Source organism: Rathayibacter sp. VKM Ac-2804, assembly GCF_009866655.1.
Lineage (GTDB): Bacteria > Actinomycetota > Actinomycetes > Actinomycetales > Microbacteriaceae > Rathayibacter.
Window position 1 is genome coordinate 3,730,819 of record NZ_CP047420.1, and the last position, 15,922, is coordinate 3,746,740.

A 15,922-nucleotide genomic window follows, 5' to 3' on the forward strand; every position below is an offset into this window, starting at 1 on the left:
GACCGTCTTCGGTTCGGACCGCTCGCGATCGGCCGGTGGGGTGGATCGAGCGGTCGATCCCGGCGCTGCAGTGCGTCGGGAGGCGGTGCTCCTGCACGGTAGGTCGGGCCGGTGGATCCCGGAAACGTTCCGTCGCGCGGCCACAAAGGGCGGCGGGAGCGAGCGGGCGCGGGTTGTCGGAACCTGCCAGCGTGGCGGGACGCGGATCCGCCGGTGGTGGGCCTCGGGTCTGCAGAGCCTTCGTGCCTAGGCGGGTGGGTCTCGATACGTCCCTGCGGGACTGATCGACCAGCATGGGGGGACCTGGGGTGGCGGGAGGGGCGTGGCTAGGCTCGGGGCATGAGCGAGCCGCAGCTGCCTCCGCCTCCGCCGCCCCGACGGGAGGACCGGCCGGACTGGCGGCCGCCCACCTCGATGGAGGCGGTGCAGGCGCTGGAGTCGGCCCGGCCGTCGGGTCCCGGCACACCGTGGAGCCCGGCTCGGCAGCGGCGCCCGGTGCGGGTGTGGGACCTGGTGCTGACCGTGGCGCTGATCCTGGGAGCGGGCGCCGTCACCCTGCTGCTGTCCTACTTCGGGCTGTTCTTCGCGATGGCGAGCGACGCGTGCATGGGCGCGAACGACTGCAACGGCGACCTGATCGGCTGGGGCGTGCTCGTCGCGGCCGCCGGGGTGTGGGTCCCGTTCCTCGCGGCGATCGCCGTCTCGATCGTGCTGCTGGTGGTGCGGCGGATCGCCTTTTGGGTGCCGATCGCGGGGCTCGCCCTGTCCTTCGGCTGCACCCTGCTCGGCGGCTGGATGGCCTCGACCGGCGCGGACGGCTGACGGCGACGGCTGACGGCGACGCTCAGGCCGACCGCGGGGTCGGCGCTGCCGGCGTTCCAGCGCCGCCGCGCCTCAGTAGGTGTCCCAGCCGGGGTCCTCGTCGGGCTCCTCCGGCGGGACCCAGTCGTCCTCGGGCGGGGCGGAGGACACCGGCGGACCGGAGCGCTCGCCTCCGAAGGACGGGCGCGCGCCGGACGAGCGGGCAGCCGTCGCCCGAGCGGCGGGCTGGCGGCGCGCCGGGGCCGGCTCCTGGTTCGCGTCGGGCTCGGTGATCTCGGGGGTCTCCCCGGCGACGACGGCGAGCACCGCCGCGCCGTAGGTGATCAGCTTCTTCTGCCCGACGCCGCCGATGACGCTGAGGGCGTCGATCGTGGTCGGCTCGACCGTCGCGATCTCGCGGAGGGTCGCGTCGTTGAAGACGACGTAGGCCGGGACCGACTGCGCGCGGGCCTGGGCGACGCGCCACTCCCGGAGCCGCTCGAACAGGGGCTGCGCCTCGGCCGAGAGGTCGGAGACGGTGGAGCGGCCGGAGCGCGACGAGCCGCTCGAGCGCGCGGGGCGCTCGGGCTCCTGCCGCAGCTCGACCTTGCGCTCGCCGCTCAGCACGGACGACGACTCGGGGGTCAGCACGAGCGTGCCGAAGCCGTCGTCGTTCACGCCGAGCAGGCTCTGCGCGAGCAGCTGGCGGGCGACCCCGCGCCACTGGGTGTCGCTGAGGTCGGCGCCGATGCCCCAGGTGGCGATCGTGTCGTGCTTGTGCTGGGTCGTCCGGGGCGTGGTCTTGCCGCGGAGGATGTCGATGATGTGGCCGGCGCCGAACTGCTGGTTGCGCTCGCGCTTCAGCCGGACGACCGTCGAGAGGAACTTCTGCGCGGCGACCGTGCCGTCCCACGAGGCGGGCGGCTCGAGGCAGGTGTCGCAGTTGCCGCAGGGGGTGCTCTCCTGGCCGAAGTAGGCGAGGAGGTTCATCCGGCGGCACTGCACCGTCTCGGAGAGGGCGAGCATCGCGTCGAGGTGCGCGGACATCCGCCGTCGGTGCGCGAGGTCGCCCGGCGACTCGTCGATCATCCGGCGCTGCTGGACGACGTCCTGCAGGCCGTAGGCGAGCCAGGCGGTGGAGGGCAGGCCGTCGCGGCCGGCGCGACCCGTCTCCTGGTAGTAGCCCTCGACCGACTTCGGCAGGTCGATGTGCGCCACGAAGCGGACGTCGGGCTTGTCGATGCCCATGCCGAACGCGATCGTGGCGCAGACGATGACTCCCTCCTCGCGGAGGAAGCGCGACTGCGCGGCGGCCCGGACCCGGGCGTCGAGACCCGCGTGGTACGCGACGGCGTCGAAGCCGGCCGCGCGCAGGGCCTCGGCCGTCGCCTCCACGCTCTTGCGCGAGAGCGCGTAGACGATGCCCGCGTCGTCCGCGTGCTCGCGCTTGAGGAAGTCGATCAGCTGCTTGCGCGGCTCGACCTTGTTGACGATCCGGTACTGGATGTTGGGGCGGTCGAAGCTGGAGATGAAGTGGCGGGCCGCGCCGAGGTGCAGGCGGGTGGTGATCTCGCGGTGGGTCGCCTCGGTGGCGGTCGCGGTGAGGGCGATGCGCGGGACGTCGGGCCAGCGCTCGGCGAGCTCGCCGAGGGCGAGGTAGTCGGGGCGGAAGTCGTGGCCCCACTGGCTCACGCAGTGCGCCTCGTCGATCGCGAACAGGGCGATGCGGCCGCGGGCGAGGAACTGCTTGGTGCCCTCGTTGCCGAGGCGCTCGGGGGCGACGTAGAGGAGGTCGAGCTCGCCGTCGAGGTAGGCGCGCTCGACGCGCTGGCGCTCGCCCATGTCCTGGGTGGAGTTGAGGAACTCGGCGCGCACGCCGTTCGCGCGCAGGGCGTCGACCTGGTCCTGCATCAGGGCGATCAGCGGTGAGACGACGACGCCGGTGCCCGGCCGGACGATCGAGGGGATCTGGTAGCAGAGCGACTTGCCGCCGCCGGTGGGCATCAGCACGACCGCGTCGCCGCCGCCGATGACCTGCTCGACGATGGCCTGCTGCTCGCCGCGGAACGAGCCGTAGCCGAAGACCCGCTCGAGGATCTCCTGGGCCGCGGCGGAGGACCCGGCCCCGGCGTCCGCGGTCGGGAGCTCGGCGGTCGAGAGGGCGGTCGCGGTGGGCTCTGTCACCCGTGGAACTCTACCCGCCGCCTCCGACGCGGCCCCGGGCGAGCGGCGTTCTGGGGACGGTCGCGGCGGGTGCGGGGTTGGGGAGGAGGGACGGGCACGGCGGGGTGGCGGCGGCTGGAGTGCCTCCGGCTCGCGATACGGCCTCGGGCACGCAGGAACCGGTCGATTGCACGAGCCGGAGGTGGACTCACGAGCCGAAGGTCGGCGGGAAGCGGGCGAGCGAGGAGCCTGCGGGCGAGGCGAGAGGCCGGCGGGCGGGGCGAGAGGCCGGCGGTGTCAGAGGTCGGTGATCGTCTTGGTGTCGCCGTCCCAGAAGCGGATGCTCGCGAGACCGACGGGAAAGGGCTCGCCGAGAAGGGGGACGGCCTGGGCGAGCTGCTCGGCGCGGAGTCGGCGGGACACGCTGATGTGCGGGGTCCAGGACTCGGGGAGCGAGGTGGGCACGGCGCCCGGCATCAGCTCGGTCGCGCGGGCGTGCAGGGCGTCGAGGGCGGGCGAGCGCACGGCTCCCCACGCCAGCACGAAGCGGCCGGCGTGCGGGAACAGCAGCACGGCGCCGAGCTCGACGGTCGCCGGGAGCTCGCCGAGCGCGCCTGGCAGCGGCGGGGTCAGCTCGGGGCCGGCGAGGAGGGTGAGGTGCGGGCGGTTGCTGGCTGAGGTGTGCAGCGCGAGGCTCGGGATGCCGGCCGCCTCGAGCGCCTCCCACTGGCCGCGGATCCGGGCCTCCGACTCCGGGTCGAGGAGGACTTCGAGGCTGCGCATGCCCCCATCCTGCCGCGCCGACCGGCCGCTCGCGGCTGCTCGCCCGGTCCGCGCCCGCGCGGCCGCGCGACCCTCCAGAAGTCGCGGTAGTCGACGGCGACTACCGCAACTACTGCGTACTCGACGCATCTCCGCCTGGCTCGGAGCGTGGAGGGCCGCGCGACCTTCCAGAAGTCGCGGTAGTCGGGCGCGACTACCGCGACTTCTGGGAAGTGGGGTGGGCGGCGACGGAGCGTGCGGGTCAGCCGATGGTCACCAGGGCGGAGAGCAGCTCCGGGGCGCGGCGGTCGAGGACGCGGCCGCCGACGCGGATGCCGACGAGGGCGAAGACCGTGCCGAGCACCAGGGCGGCGGCGAGCGCGGCGAGACCGAGGCCGACGCTCCCGCCGACCAGCGAGACCGTGCCGAGGACGAGCGACGGCAGCGACAGCAGCGCGGTCGCGCCCATGCTGACGAGCATCACGACGCTCGAGATCATCCCGGAGCCGGGCGGGGTCTTCAGCGGGCTGTCGCCGGGGGCCGGCACGGGGTAGACGACCAGCGCGGACGCGACGCTCGAGACGCCGAAGCCGCTGAGCACCAGCGCGAGCGACATGCCGAGGACGGCGGGGATCGACTCCGGCCGACCCGCGTAGAGGCAGGTGCCGACGGCGACGATCAGCACGGCCGGCACACCGATGAGGCCGGCGGCGATGACGCGGCCGGCGCGGTCGGCCGAGCCCGCGACTCCGGAGCTGACGTGCGCGGCCCAGGCGGTGCCGTCGTAGGAGACGTCGGCGCAGAGGGTCACCCCGAAGATCAGCGCGATGAAGAGGGAGGAGAGGACGACCAGCATCGAGCCGCCGCCCTGCAGCGCGCTGTAGAAGACGGCCAGCACGACCACCGCGGGGATCACCAGCAGGCCGCGGCTGTAGCGCGGATCGCGCCACCAGTAGCCGAGGGCCCGGGCGGCGATCGCGCCGGTCGGGGTGCCGGGGAAGCGGCCGAGGAGACCGATGCCCTGCGCGCCCGAGGCGGCCTGCGAGGAGGACGCGGCGGGCTCGGCCAGCGCGTGCCGGAGCGCCCGGGCCCAGAGCAGCACCACGACGGCGAGCGTGGCGACTCCGATCGCGAAGCGGGCGAGGGCGACCGCCCACTCCCCCGCGACCATCGCGCCGGGGACGCCCCAGATCGCACCGAGCGGCGACCAGCCGAGGGCCGAGGCGACGACGGGGAGGACGTCGAGGCCGTCGCTGATGACGGTGGTCACCCCGATCAGCAGCGGCCCCAGCAGGATCACGACCACGAGGACGACTCCGCCGATCACCTCGCGGTAGCGGCGGCTCGAGCCGAGGCCCGTGGTCAGCGCGCCGATGAGGCGCGAGGCGACGACGCAGGTCGCGACGCCGATCACCGCCGAGACGAGTCCGGGGAGGATGCCGACGGGGTGGCTCCACCACGCCGCGGCCGAGGCGAGCGCGCCCAGCGCGGTGACGATCCCCGGGATGCCGGCGAGACCGGCGGCCGCGAGACCGAGCATCAGCGTCCGGAGCGGGATCGGGAAGGTCGCCAGGGTCGGCAGGTCCAGGCTCTGGTCCGAGCCGGAGACGAAGATCGGACCGAGCACCCAGCCCAGCAGCAGCGCGGACCCGCCGAGGATCAGGGCGACGTTCGCGAACGCCGGGTCGGAGGCGCCGAGCGCGATCAGCCCGACGACCACCAGGCCGAGCACGCCGACCGCGTAGAGCCCGCCGACGATCACGCCGATCAGCTGCCAGACATTGCGGGTGAGCGTGTTGCGCAGCAGCAGCAGGCGCAGCCTCAGGAGATGCGCAACCATGCCGGGCCCTCCTGGTGGGTGCGGCCGCCGACGAGGTCGACGAAGCGCTCCTCGAGGCTGGAGCCGGCGCGGACCTCCTCGAGCGTCCCGGCGGCGAGGACGCGGCCGTCGGCGATGACGGCGACGCGGTCGCACATCCGCTCGACGAGGTCCATCGAGTGGCTCGAGACGATGACGGTGCCGCCGGAGGCGACGTAGCCGGTGAGGATGTCGCGGATGTTCGCGGCGGAGACCGGGTCGACGGACTCGAACGGCTCGTCGAGCACCAGCAGGCGCGGGGCGCGGACCAGGGCGCAGGCGAGCGCGATCTTCTTGGTCATGCCGGCGGAGTAGTCGACGACGAGGGTGCGGTCGGCGGGGTCGAGGCCGAGCAGGGCGAGCAGGTCGTCCGCGCGCTCGAGGACGGTCGGGCGGTCGATGCCGCAGAGCAGTCCGTAGTAGGTGATCAGCTGCAGGCCGGTGAGGCGGTCGAAGAGCTTGACGCCGTCGGCGAGCACGCCGATCAGCCGCTTGGCGGCGAGGGTGTCGCGCCAGACGTCGACGTCGTGGATGGTGACGGTCCCCGCGTCGGGGCGGAGCAGGGCTGTCGCCATCGAGAGCGTGGTCGTCTTGCCGGCGCCGTTGGGGCCGACGAGGCCGAAGAAGGAGCCGGCCGGCACGTCGAGGTCGATGCCGGCGACGGCCTCCTTGTCGCCGAAGCGCTTGCGGAGGCCGCGGATGCGGAGGGCGATCTCGTCCTGGCGGCCGGTGGCGTCGGGGGCGGCCCAGGCGGGGGCGGGAGTCGCGGTGCCGGTGGTGCTGTCGGTCGCGGTGGTGTCGATCGCCGCGTCCTGCGCGACAGCCGGATCGTGCTGCGGGGTGCCGGTCGGCGTCGTGCCGTTCGTCCCGTCCATGGGAGTCCCTTCGGTGCAGGTGTCCTCGGGGCCGCGGTGGGCGGCCGCTCGTCCACGGTAGCGAGGGGCGGCGTCGGCGGCATCAGTCGCGGGGAGGAGGGGCCGGGCAGCCCGGCGGATGACCTCGGGCTCGTGGAAGCGCGCTCGGCTCGCTCGAACCGGCGGATTCGGCGAGCCGGAGGTGGGACAGCGAGCCGGAGGTGGGGCGGGCTCCGGAGGAGGGGCGGAGGGGGCGTGTCTAGGCTGAGCCGCATGCCCACGCTCCTCCTCGTCCGTCACGGGCGCACCACGGCCAACACCGCCGGGATCCTCGCCGGACGCACCGCCGGGGTCCGGCTCGACGACGTCGGGCGCACGCAAGCCGCGCGCACCGGGGAGCGGCTGGCCGCGGTCCCGCTCGCCGCGGTCGTGTCGAGTCCGCTCGAGCGCTGCCGGCAGACGGCGCGGTACCTGCTGGAGCGGCAGGACGGCTCGCCGGCGACGCCGATCGAGAAGGGGATCACCGAGTGCGACTACGGGGAGTGGCAGGGGCGCTCGCTGCGGGACCTCGCGAAGGAGCCGATGTGGTCGGTCGTGCAGAACCAGCCGTCGGCGGCGGTGTTCCCCGGGGGTGAGGGTCTCGCCGGGATGCAGGCGCGCTCTGTCGCGGCGATCCGTCGGCACGACGCGGCGGTGGCGGCGGAGCACGGGGCGAACGCGGTGTGGGCGGCGGTCAGCCACGGCGACATCATCAAGGCGGTGCTGGCCGATGCGCTGGGCATGCACCTCGACCTCTTCCAGCGGCTGTCGGTCGGGCCGGCGTCGGTGTCGATCATCCGCTACGGCGCGGGGCGACCCGATGTGATCGCGATGAACACGGAGGCCGGCGACCTGGGCTGGCTGCGCGCGCCGGCGCCGGCCGAGGCCGAGGCGCCGGTCGGGGGCGGGGCGGGGCACGAGTAGCGGCGCACAGCATCAGCTGATGGTGTGCGGGGTGGATCTCCTAGGAGAGATCACCTGATACGTAGGGGAGATCCATGCTGATCGAGTAGCCCGCGGAGCGGGCGTATATCGAGATCCACCACTGTCAGAACGCGAGTCTGCAGAACCGCCCTGCTGACGGTGGTGGGTCTCGATACGCCCCTGCGGGGCTGCTCGACCAGCAGGAAAGCGGCGCCGCGCGTCCTTTCCCTCACCACCGAGACGCGAAACGGCTTCGCTGCTCGATCAGCAAGAAGGGGCGGCGCCCGCAAGGGCGTCTCCTTCGCGTGCAGGGGCGGGCCAGGCGGGCGCTCGTAGACTGGGGGCATGCCCATCGTGCACGGATTCGACTGGCCCGACCGCGTGGTCGTGGGGACGATCGGCTCCCCCGGCTCCCGCTCCTTCTACCTGCAGGCCCGCACCGGTCCGCGCGTCGTCAGCGTCGGGCTGGAGAAGCAGCAGTCCGCCCTGCTCGCCGAGAAGATCGATGAGATCCTCGACCAGCTGATGTCCGCCGAGGGCAACCCGGCGAGTGTGCCGCCCGGCACTCCGCCCGAGCTCGTCGACAACGAGCCGCTCGACCAGCCGGTCGCGGCCGAGTTCCGCGTCGGCAGCCTCAGCCTCGGCTGGGACCCGTCGACGGCGCAGGTGGTCATCGAGGCCTACCCGGTGGTCGAGGGCGACGACGAGGACGACCTCAGCATCGACGACTCCCCGACGCTGCCCGACGAGATGCTGCAGGTGCGGATCCCGGTCGGCACCGCCCGCGCCTTCGCCAAGCGGACGCTCGAGATCGTCGGCGCCGGCCGTCCGCTCTGCCCGCGCTGCGGCGAGCCGATGGACCCCGACGGGCACGACTGCCCTCTGACATGACCGACGCGTCCGAGCCGTCCGCCGAGCACGAGCCGCCGAGCGGCTCCGGGCCGCCCGGCGGCTCCGAGCTGCCCGACGATGCGGAGCTGCAGAGCGGCGCGCTCGAGCTCACCGGCCGGATCACGGTCGCCTCGAACGCGACGTTCCTCGGCAGCATCGGCGGCACCTCCGTCGTCTACAAGCCGGTCGCCGGCGAGAAGCCGCTCTGGGACTTCCCGGACGGGCAGCTCGCGGGCCGCGAGGTGTCGGCCTACCTCGCCTCGGAGGCGCTGGGCTGGAGCGTCGTGCCGCGCACCTGGCTCCGCGAGGGTCCGCTGGGCATCGGCATGGTGCAGCTCTGGCAGGACATCGATCCGGAGCAGGACGCCGTCGACCTGGTGCCCGCCGACGCGGTGCCCGAGGGCTGGCGGCACGTCCTCGACGGCAGCGACGCCGAGGACCGCGATATCTCGCTCGTGCACGAGGACTCGGCGGCGCTGCGGCGGATGGCCGTCTTCGACGTCGTCGTCAACAACGCGGACCGCAAGGGCGGGCACGTGCTCGAGATGCCGGGCGGCCACCGCTACGGGGTCGACCACGGCCTGACCTTCCACGTCGAGCACAAGCTGCGCACGGTGCTCTGGGGCTGGGTCGGCGAGCCGCTGACCGACGACGAGCTCGCGGCGCTGCAGCGCCTGCGCTCGGCGATCGACGGCCCGCTCGGCGCGGCGCTGTCCGAGCTGCTGCTGGACGAGGAGATCGCCACGTTCGCGAAGCGCTGCGACCGGCTGCGCTCCTCCGGCCGCTTCCCGGCGCCGCGCGGCAGCATGCCCGCCGTGCCGTGGCCGCTGTTCTGACCGCGTCCGGCGGGCCGGGCGCCCGGGAGCACCGGGCGACCGGACGCCCGAGGCGCTGGAAGCCCGAGGCGCTGGAAGCCAGAAGCGCTGGAAGCCGCAGCCGCTGGAAGCCCCGCCGCTAGAAGCCCCAGCCGCGGCCGAACAGCTCGTCGCCGGGCGGTCGCCCGCCGGGAGCCGCCCCGCGCGCGCCGAGGTAGGACGAGACGACGGCCGCGCCGAGGTCGTCCGCCTCCGGGTTCACGACCGAGCCGCCGACCCGGCGGGCGAGCGAGTCGATGAAGCGGGCGAGCCCCGGGTCGTCCCCCAGCCGGAAGAACGTGGTGTGCGCGCCGAGCCGGGTGGAGGCGTCGAGCTCGCGGACGGAGACGGCGACCGTCACCGGGTCAGGCGGGTAGTCGAAGTAGATCTGCCCGTCGGGCTCCAGGTGCGCGGTCGGCTCGCCGTCGGTGACGATCAGCAGCACCGGCTGCGCGCTGGGGTGCTTCCGGAAGTGCCGGTTGGCCAGCAGCAGGGCGTGGTGCAGGTTGGTGCCCTTCTCCCACTCGGCGTCGAGGCCGACGAGCTGCTCGACGTCCATCACCTCGGCCTGGCGGCCGAACGCGATCAGCTGCAGCTCGTCGCCGCGGAACCGGCTCGAGATCAGGGTGTGCAGGGCCAGCGCGGTGCGCTTCATCGGCACCCAGCGGCCGTCCATCGCCATCGAGAACGAGGTGTCGACGAGGAGGGCGACGCAGGCCTGGGTCCGCGCCTCCGTCTCCTGCACCTCGACGTCGCCGATCTCGATCCGGACGCCGGAGCCGGTCTCGCGGCCGTCGCCTGCGGTCCGGGTCAGCGCGTTGGTGAGGGTGCGGGTGACGTCCCACGCCTCGGTGTCGCCGAACTCCCACTGCCGGGTCGCGCCGGAGCGCTCGCCCGCGGCGCCGGCCCGGCGCACGTCGCGCGCGCCCTGGCGGCCGGACATCGTGTCGGCGATGTCGCGCAGCAGCGCCTTGCCGAGCTGGCGCATGGCCTTCGGAGTGAGGGTGAGCGCGCCGTCCGAGCCGCGGCGCAGGGTGCCGGAGTCGCGCAGCGCCTTCTCGAGGCGCTTGAGGGTCTGCGCGTCGACCGCCGCGTCGTCGCCGAGGCGGCGGGCCAGCAGGTCGAGGTCGAGGTCGTCGAGGTTCGAGCGCTCGTGCGGCTGCGCGAGCTGGTCGGCGAGCGCGTCGAGGTCGGCGAGCTCCTGGAAGACGCCGGTGCCGTCGCCGAGGCCGAGGCCCTGCTCGCCGTCCATCCGCTCGGAGCCGCCCCAGTCCTCGCCGGGGCGCAGGCCCCTCAGCGTCTCGTCGAGCTGCCCGAGCGACTGCATCAGCTCGGGCGTGCCGAACGCCTGCTGGGCGAGGGCGTCGAGCTCGTCGCGCTGCTGCTGGGTCATCGAGTTGCGCATCCGCTGGGCCGCGGCGGCGCGGGCGGCCAGGGTGTCGATCAGCTCGTCGACGGTCTCGGGCCGCTCGGGGAAGTACTCGCCGTGCTGGGCCATGAAGGCGTCGAACTGCTCGGGGGTGTCCTCGCCGCGGGCGTGCGCCTCGAGGAGCTGGTTGAGGTCGCGCAGCATCGCGTCGATCGCCGCGCGGTCCTCGTCGCTCGCGTTCTCGAGGGCCTGCTTCATGCCCTCGAAGCGCTGCTCGAGCATCTCGGCGCCGAGCAGCTCCTTGATCCTCTCGAAGTCGGCGCGCGCCTCGGGGCTCTGCCAGCGGTAGTCGGAGAGCTCGGAGACCGCGGCCGCCGGCGAGGGCGGGAGGCTGTCGAGCTGGATCTCGGCGAGGGCGCGGTCGCCGTCGTCCATCTGCGTGTCGCGGGCGAGCTGCTTGCGCTCGGCGAGGACGGCGCGGTCGAGCAGCTCGCGGACCTCGCGGAGGGTGCCGTCGAGGCCGTGCTTCTGCGTCAGCTCGCGCCGGCGCTCGGCGACACGGGCGGCGAGGTCGTCGAGACCCTGGGCGTCTCGGCCGCCGCGGCGGAGGAACTCGCGCATGGCGCGCTCGGGCGAGGTGCCGGCCATGACGTCCTCGCCGATGGCGTCGAGCGCCTCGGCCAGGTCGACGGGCGGGGCGAGCGGGTCGGGACCGCCGTCGTAGCGGGAGTAGCGGGCGTCGCGCCCGAGCCGGCGGTTGCCCCTAGGCACGCGCGGGCCCTCCGGCGGGCTGCGCCGCTCCGATGCGCAGCGGCTCAGCCATAGACGGCCTCGCCCCCGCCCGTCTCCTTGCTGAGCTTGCGCGAGAGGTAGAGGCCCTCGAGGGCGAGCTCGACGGCGCCCGCACGACGGCCGGACCCGGTGGCCTCGAGGCGGTCGGCGATGTCGTCGTAGAGGGTCGACTCGCCGAGCACGGGCAGGGCGGCGAGGAACTCCTCGGCCGTCACCTGCTCGCCGGTCGTGATCATCGCGCCGTTCTCGACGGCGGTCACGAGCGGGGTGAGGTCCAGCCCGCGCAGGTGCGCGCGGACCGTCTCGGCGGTGGCCTGGCGGAGGAGGTGGTCGAGGATCTCGTCCTCGCGGCCCTCCTCCCCCGACTCGAACTCGATCTTGCCGCCGAGCACGTCGACCGCGGTCTCGAGGTCGATCGGGCGGGCGACCGCCTCCTCCTCGCCGCGGCGCGTGGCCCGGTGCAGCGCGGCGGCGGCGATGGTCTCGGCGCCGGCGATGGCGAAGCGGGCGCTGACGCCGCTGCGCTGGTCGACCGAGGACGACTCGCGCAGGGCCCGGGTGAAGCGGGCGAGGATCTCGATCAGCGTGTCCGGGACGGTGGCCACGAGGTCGGCCTCCTGGCGGATCACCGCGATCTCGTCGACCAGCGCGGTCGGGTAGTGGGTGCGGATCTCGGCGCCGAAGCGGTCCTTGAGCGGGGTGATGATCCGGCCGCGGTTCGTGTAGTCCTCGGGGTTGGCGCTGGCGACCACGAGCACGTCGAGCGGCAGGCGCAGGACGTAGCCGCGGATCTGGATGTCGCGCTCCTCCATCACGTTGAGCATCGCGACCTGGATGCGCTCGGCGAGGTCGGGCAGCTCGTTGATCGCGACGATGCCGCGGTGGCTGCGCGGGATGAGGCCGAAGTGGATGGTCTCCGGATCGCCGAGGCTGCGGCCCTCGGCCACCTTCATCGGGTCGACGTCGCCGATGAGGTCCGCGACGCTCGTGTCCGGCGTGGCCAGCTTCTCGACGTAGCGCTCCTCGCGGCTGCGCCAGGCGACGGGCAGCTCGTCGCCGAGCTCCTCCGCCCGGCGCTTGCTGATCGAGGTGATCGGCTCGTAGGGGTGCTCGCCGAGCTCGGAGCCGTCGATGACGGGGGTCCACTCGTCGAGCAGGCCGTTGAGCGTGCGGAGGAGGCGGGTCTTGCCCTGGCCGCGCTCGCCGAGCAGCACGATGTCGTGCCCGGCGATCACCGCCCGCTCGACCTGGGGGATGACGGTGTCCTGGAAGCCGTGCAGGCCGGGCCAGGGGTCGCGGCCCTCGCGGAGGGCGTCGAGGAGGTTGTCGCGGATCTCGGTGCGGAGGGTCTTCTGCGCGTGCCCGGAGGCGCGCAGCTGGCCGAGGGTGCTGATCTGGGGGCGCATCACCTCGTCAACGCTACGCCGCAGGTCCGACATGCGGTGGGGGTGCGCGGGATCCGTCGGGGTGCTAGCGGCGGGCGCGGCAGCGGCTGAGAGGGCTCGAAGGTTCGGCGGGCAGCCTGGGGGGATGACCGGTCCCGTCCTCCGCTCGGCCCTCGTCGGCGCGACGCTCGCGCTCGGCGTGGGGCTCGCCTCCTGCAGCACGACTCCCGCCGCTCCCGGCCCCGAGGCGCGCGAGCTCGTCGGCGCGAGCAGCGTCGCGGAGGGGCTCGAGGCGCCGTGGTCGGTCGTCTTCGTCGACGACGGCACGGCGCTCGTCAGCGAGCGCGACAGCGGACGGGTGCTCGAGCTCGCGGCGGACGGCAGCACCCGAGAGGTCGGCGTCGTCGACGGCGTGGTCGCCGAGGGCGAGAGCGGGCTGCTCGGGCTGGCCGTCGACGGCCGGACCCTGTTCGCCTACTCGACCGCGGCCGACGGCAACCGGATCCAGCGGTTCGCGCTCGAGCGCGAGGCCGGGGCGTACGCACTCGGCGCGCCGGAGACGATCCTCGACGGGCTCCCGGCCGCTCGCACGCACGACGGCGGGCGGATCGCGATCGGCCCCGACGGCATGCTCTACGCGACCGTCGGCGACGCCGGGCGGCGCGAGGCGGCGCAGGACCTCGACGAGCTCTCCGGCAAGATCCTCCGGATGACGCTCGACGGCGCCGTGCCCGACGACAACCCGTACCCGGGGTCGCTGGTCTGGAGCAGCGGGCACCGCAATCCGCAGGGTCTCGCCTGGGCGGAGGACGGCACCCTGTTCGCGAGCGAGTTCGGGCAGGACACCTGGGACGAGCTGAACGTCATCGAGCCCGGCGCGAACTACGGCTGGCCCGAGGTGGAGGGGATCGCCGGCGAGGACGGCTTCGTCGATCCGGTGCAGCAGTGGGAGCCGGGCGCGGCCAGCCCGAGCGGGATGACCGAGCTGGACGGCGTGCTCTATCTGGCGAACCTGCGCGGCGAGGTGCTGCGCGCGGTGCCGGTCGCGGATCCGTCGGCCTCGACCGACTACGCCGTCGGCGAGTACGGGCGGCTGCGGGACGCGGTGGCGGCGCCGGACGGCGACCTGTGGTTCGTGACGAGCAACACGGACGGACGCGGGTCGCCGGGCGAGGAGGACGACCGGATCGTGAGCGTGCCGCCGCCGGCGTGACGCGCGCGCGACGTCCCGCTCCCGTCGAGGCGTCCGGGTGCTGCGGGACGCCTCGACGGTTCGAGGACGCCTCGGCGGGCGCCTCAGGCGCCGGGGGTCAGCAGGCCGCTCTCGTAGGCGGCGATGACGAGCTGGGCGCGGTCGTGGGCCGAGAGCTTGGTCATGATGCGGTTGACGTGGGTCTTGGCGGTGTGCGGGGAGATGACGAGGTCGTCCGCGATCTCCTGGTTGGAGCGGCCGCGCGCGACGAGCAGCAGGACCTCGCGCTCGCGGTCGGTCAGCTGGGCGAACTCCGGCGGCTCGACGAGCGGCGGGGACGCCGGCGGGGCGAGGACGTAGCGGGTGATCAGGCTGCGGGTCGCGGCGGGCGAGAGCAGGCTGTCGCCGGCGTGCACGGCACGGACGGCGGCGGCGATCTCCTCCGGCTCGGCGCCCTTGCCGAGGAAGCCGCCGGCGCCCGCGCGCAGGGCGGCGATCAGGTACTCGTCCTCCTCGAAGGTCGTGAGGATGAGGACCTTCGTCGCGGCGAGCTCCGGGTCGGCGCAGATCAGCGCGGTGGCGCCGATGCCGTCGAGCTCGGGCATGCGGATGTCCATCAGGACGACGTCGGGGCGCAGGCGGGTCGCCAGCTCGACCGCCTCGCGGCCGGTGCGCGCCTCGCCGACGACCTCGATGCCGCTCGCGCTGCCGAGGATGTCGGTGACGGCCTGGCGGATCAGGGGCTGGTCGTCCACGACGAGGACGGTGGTCATCGCGGGTCCTCCTCTGTGATCGACGGGGCCGGGAGCGGCGCTGCGGGCGGGACGGCCGCGGACGGCGGGGGCGACTGCGGCAGCGGCAGCGACGCCGCCACGCGGTAGCCGCCCGCCACCTCCCCCGTCACGACCGTGCCGCGGACGGAGGCCACCCGCTCGCGGAGTCCGAGCAGCCCGTGCCCGCTGCCGCGCTCGCGGTCCGGACCCGCGACGGCCGCGACCGGGTTCGCCACGACGATCTCGACGCGGTCGTCCGCCACCGCGACGAGGACGTGCGCGCGGTGCTCGGCGCCGTGCTTGTGCGCGTTGGTGAGCGCCTCCTGGACCACGCGGTACGCGACGAGATCGGCCGCCCCCTGGACGCGGTCGAGCGCGCCCTCGGTGCGGACGGTCACCTGCAGGCCGTCCTCGCCGAAGCGGCGGACGAGCTCGTCGAGGCGGTCGAGGCCGGGCTGGGGCGCCGTGCCGGCCGCCTCGTCGGTGCGGAGGACCTCGAGGAGGTCGCCGATCTCGCCGAGGACCGACCGGGCCGCACTGCGGATCGTGCTCAGCGCCTCCCGCGCCTTCTCGGGCCGGGAGTCGAGGGCGGAGCTCGCGACCCCGGCGTTGAGGCTGATCACCGAGATCTGATGCGCGACGGCGTCGTGCAGATCGCGGGCGATGCGCAGCCGCTCCTCGCTGACGCGGCGCCGCGCCTCCGACTCCCGGGTCTGCTCGGCCCGCTCCGCCCGCTCGGTCACCGCGACGATGTACTCGCGGCGGGAGCGCGTGGCGTCGCCGGCGGCCGCCGCGAAGAGCACCGTGACGGCGTACTGCACCGCCCGGGCGTCGAGGGGGCTCACCGCCGCGCCGACGACGCTCAGGAGCACCACCGCGACCACCGTGACCCCGGTCACGACGAGACCGACCCGGCGGGAGCTGCGGTTCGTCACCGCGAACATCGCGATCGCCGTCGCGAGGACGACGCCCGGCGCGAGCAGTCCGAGGACCGCCGCGGCGGCGGACAGCACGACGATCGCCGCGAGCACCGGGGTCGGCCGGCGCCGCCGCAGCGGCAGCAGGACCGCCGGCGCGAGCACGATCGCGAACTCGAGCAGGCCCGAGGGCCGCTGAGCGGACCCCTGGAACGGCGCGAACGCCGCGGCGACGATGATCGCGGCCGCGAGGGCGTCGCCGAGCCGGGACCGCAGCCGCGGGTGGGCCTGCATCCGCGGCGTCATCCCCACATCCTGGCGGAGTGCGCGCGCCGCGGCGTCACCCCG

General features: G+C 74.4%; 13 protein-coding genes. 5 read left to right on the top strand and 8 right to left on the bottom strand.

Annotation, left to right across the window (positions count from 1 at the left end):
* Positions 1-339: 339 nt before the first annotated feature.
* Entirely contained in the window at positions 340-822 is a 483-nt protein-coding gene (locus GTU73_RS17380) for a DUF6264 family protein (RefSeq protein ID WP_160090882.1), read from the top strand.
* 72 nt (positions 823-894) lie between these two features.
* Here GTU73_RS17380 and recQ read toward each other — a convergent pair whose 3' ends face one another.
* The 4 genes from recQ to GTU73_RS17400 all read right to left on the bottom strand — a co-directional run bounded on the left by recQ (position 895) and on the right by GTU73_RS17400 (position 6,459).
* A complete protein-coding gene (recQ, locus tag GTU73_RS17385) occupies positions 895-2,898 on the bottom strand; it encodes a DNA helicase RecQ (RefSeq protein WP_244231877.1) in 2,004 nt (667 codons plus the stop codon).
* A gap of 363 nt (positions 2,899-3,261) precedes the next feature.
* The gene (locus GTU73_RS17390) at positions 3,262-3,747 is read right to left on the bottom strand and encodes a 2'-5' RNA ligase family protein (protein WP_160090884.1); all 486 of its coding nucleotides are present in this window, start codon (positions 3,745-3,747) and stop codon (positions 3,262-3,264) included.
* 241 nt (positions 3,748-3,988) lie between these two features.
* Positions 3,989-5,566, bottom strand: a complete 1,578-nt coding sequence (locus GTU73_RS17395; RefSeq protein WP_160090885.1) for a transporter — start codon at positions 5,564-5,566, stop codon at positions 3,989-3,991.
* Positions 5,548-6,459: an ATP-binding cassette domain-containing protein gene (locus GTU73_RS17400; RefSeq protein ID WP_160090886.1), complete on the bottom strand. Its 912-nt coding sequence runs from the start codon at positions 6,457-6,459 to the stop codon at positions 5,548-5,550. The genes GTU73_RS17395 and GTU73_RS17400 overlap by 19 nt, the downstream gene beginning before the upstream one ends.
* Before the next feature lie 252 nt (positions 6,460-6,711).
* Between GTU73_RS17400 and GTU73_RS17405 the strand changes: the two genes are divergently transcribed.
* The 3 genes from GTU73_RS17405 to GTU73_RS17415 all read left to right on the top strand — a co-directional run bounded on the left by GTU73_RS17405 (position 6,712) and on the right by GTU73_RS17415 (position 9,128).
* Positions 6,712-7,401 (top strand): histidine phosphatase family protein, encoded by a 690-nt coding sequence (locus tag GTU73_RS17405; RefSeq protein ID WP_127887575.1) that lies wholly within the window; start codon positions 6,712-6,714, stop codon positions 7,399-7,401.
* 345 nt (positions 7,402-7,746) lie between these two features.
* On the top strand, positions 7,747-8,292 hold the full coding sequence (locus tag GTU73_RS17410) for a DUF3090 domain-containing protein (protein ID WP_123732666.1): 546 nt from the start codon (positions 7,747-7,749) through the stop codon (positions 8,290-8,292).
* A 68-nt stretch (positions 8,293-8,360) separates the two neighbouring features.
* The gene (locus GTU73_RS17415; protein ID WP_244231878.1) at positions 8,361-9,128 is read left to right on the top strand and encodes an SCO1664 family protein; all 768 of its coding nucleotides are present in this window, start codon (positions 8,361-8,363) and stop codon (positions 9,126-9,128) included.
* 118 nt (positions 9,129-9,246) lie between these two features.
* On the opposite strand, the gene GTU73_RS17420 is transcribed toward GTU73_RS17415, so the two are convergent.
* Both GTU73_RS17420 and GTU73_RS17425 read right to left on the bottom strand, forming a co-directional pair.
* The gene (locus GTU73_RS17420; RefSeq protein WP_160090888.1) at positions 9,247-11,286 is read right to left on the bottom strand and encodes a VWA domain-containing protein; all 2,040 of its coding nucleotides are present in this window, start codon (positions 11,284-11,286) and stop codon (positions 9,247-9,249) included.
* Between the two features lie 44 nt (positions 11,287-11,330).
* A complete protein-coding gene (locus tag GTU73_RS17425; protein WP_160091460.1) occupies positions 11,331-12,713 on the bottom strand; it encodes a magnesium chelatase in 1,383 nt (460 codons plus the stop codon).
* 124 nt (positions 12,714-12,837) lie between these two features.
* On the opposite strand from GTU73_RS17425, the gene GTU73_RS17430 reads away from it, so the two are divergent.
* Positions 12,838-13,905: a PQQ-dependent sugar dehydrogenase gene (locus tag GTU73_RS17430; RefSeq protein ID WP_244231688.1), complete on the top strand. Its 1,068-nt coding sequence runs from the start codon at positions 12,838-12,840 to the stop codon at positions 13,903-13,905.
* Between the two features lie 83 nt (positions 13,906-13,988).
* Here GTU73_RS17430 and GTU73_RS17435 read toward each other — a convergent pair whose 3' ends face one another.
* Positions 13,989-14,657: a response regulator transcription factor gene (locus tag GTU73_RS17435; protein ID WP_160090890.1), complete on the bottom strand. Its 669-nt coding sequence runs from the start codon at positions 14,655-14,657 to the stop codon at positions 13,989-13,991.
* Complete coding sequence (locus GTU73_RS17440) at positions 14,654-15,880, bottom strand: histidine kinase (RefSeq protein ID WP_160090891.1); 1,227 nt, start codon at positions 15,878-15,880, stop codon at positions 14,654-14,656. The genes GTU73_RS17435 and GTU73_RS17440 overlap by 4 nt, the downstream gene beginning before the upstream one ends.
* Positions 15,881-15,922: the final 42 nt, after the last annotated feature.

Excerpts from the sequence above, each read along its gene's own strand:
- GTU73_RS17380 (WP_160090882.1), top strand. The coding sequence starts at position 340 with ATGAGCGAGCCGCAGCTGCCTCCGCCTCCGCCGCCCCGACGGGAGGAC.
- GTU73_RS17390 (WP_160090884.1), bottom strand. The coding sequence starts at position 3,747 with ATGCGCAGCCTCGAAGTCCTCCTCGACCCGGAGTCGGAGGCCCGGATC.
- GTU73_RS17395 (WP_160090885.1), bottom strand. The coding sequence starts at position 5,566 with ATGGTTGCGCATCTCCTGAGGCTGCGCCTGCTGCTGCTGCGCAACACG.
- GTU73_RS17400 (WP_160090886.1), bottom strand. The coding sequence starts at position 6,459 with ATGGACGGGACGAACGGCACGACGCCGACCGGCACCCCGCAGCACGAT.
- GTU73_RS17405 (WP_127887575.1), top strand. The coding sequence starts at position 6,712 with ATGCCCACGCTCCTCCTCGTCCGTCACGGGCGCACCACGGCCAACACC.
- GTU73_RS17410 (WP_123732666.1), top strand. The coding sequence starts at position 7,747 with ATGCCCATCGTGCACGGATTCGACTGGCCCGACCGCGTGGTCGTGGGG.
- GTU73_RS17425 (WP_160091460.1), bottom strand. The coding sequence starts at position 12,713 with ATGCGCCCCCAGATCAGCACCCTCGGCCAGCTGCGCGCCTCCGGGCAC.
- GTU73_RS17430 (WP_244231688.1), top strand. The coding sequence starts at position 12,838 with ATGACCGGTCCCGTCCTCCGCTCGGCCCTCGTCGGCGCGACGCTCGCG.
- GTU73_RS17435 (WP_160090890.1), bottom strand. The coding sequence starts at position 14,657 with ATGACCACCGTCCTCGTCGTGGACGACCAGCCCCTGATCCGCCAGGCC.
- GTU73_RS17440 (WP_160090891.1), bottom strand. The coding sequence starts at position 15,880 with ATGACGCCGCGGATGCAGGCCCACCCGCGGCTGCGGTCCCGGCTCGGC.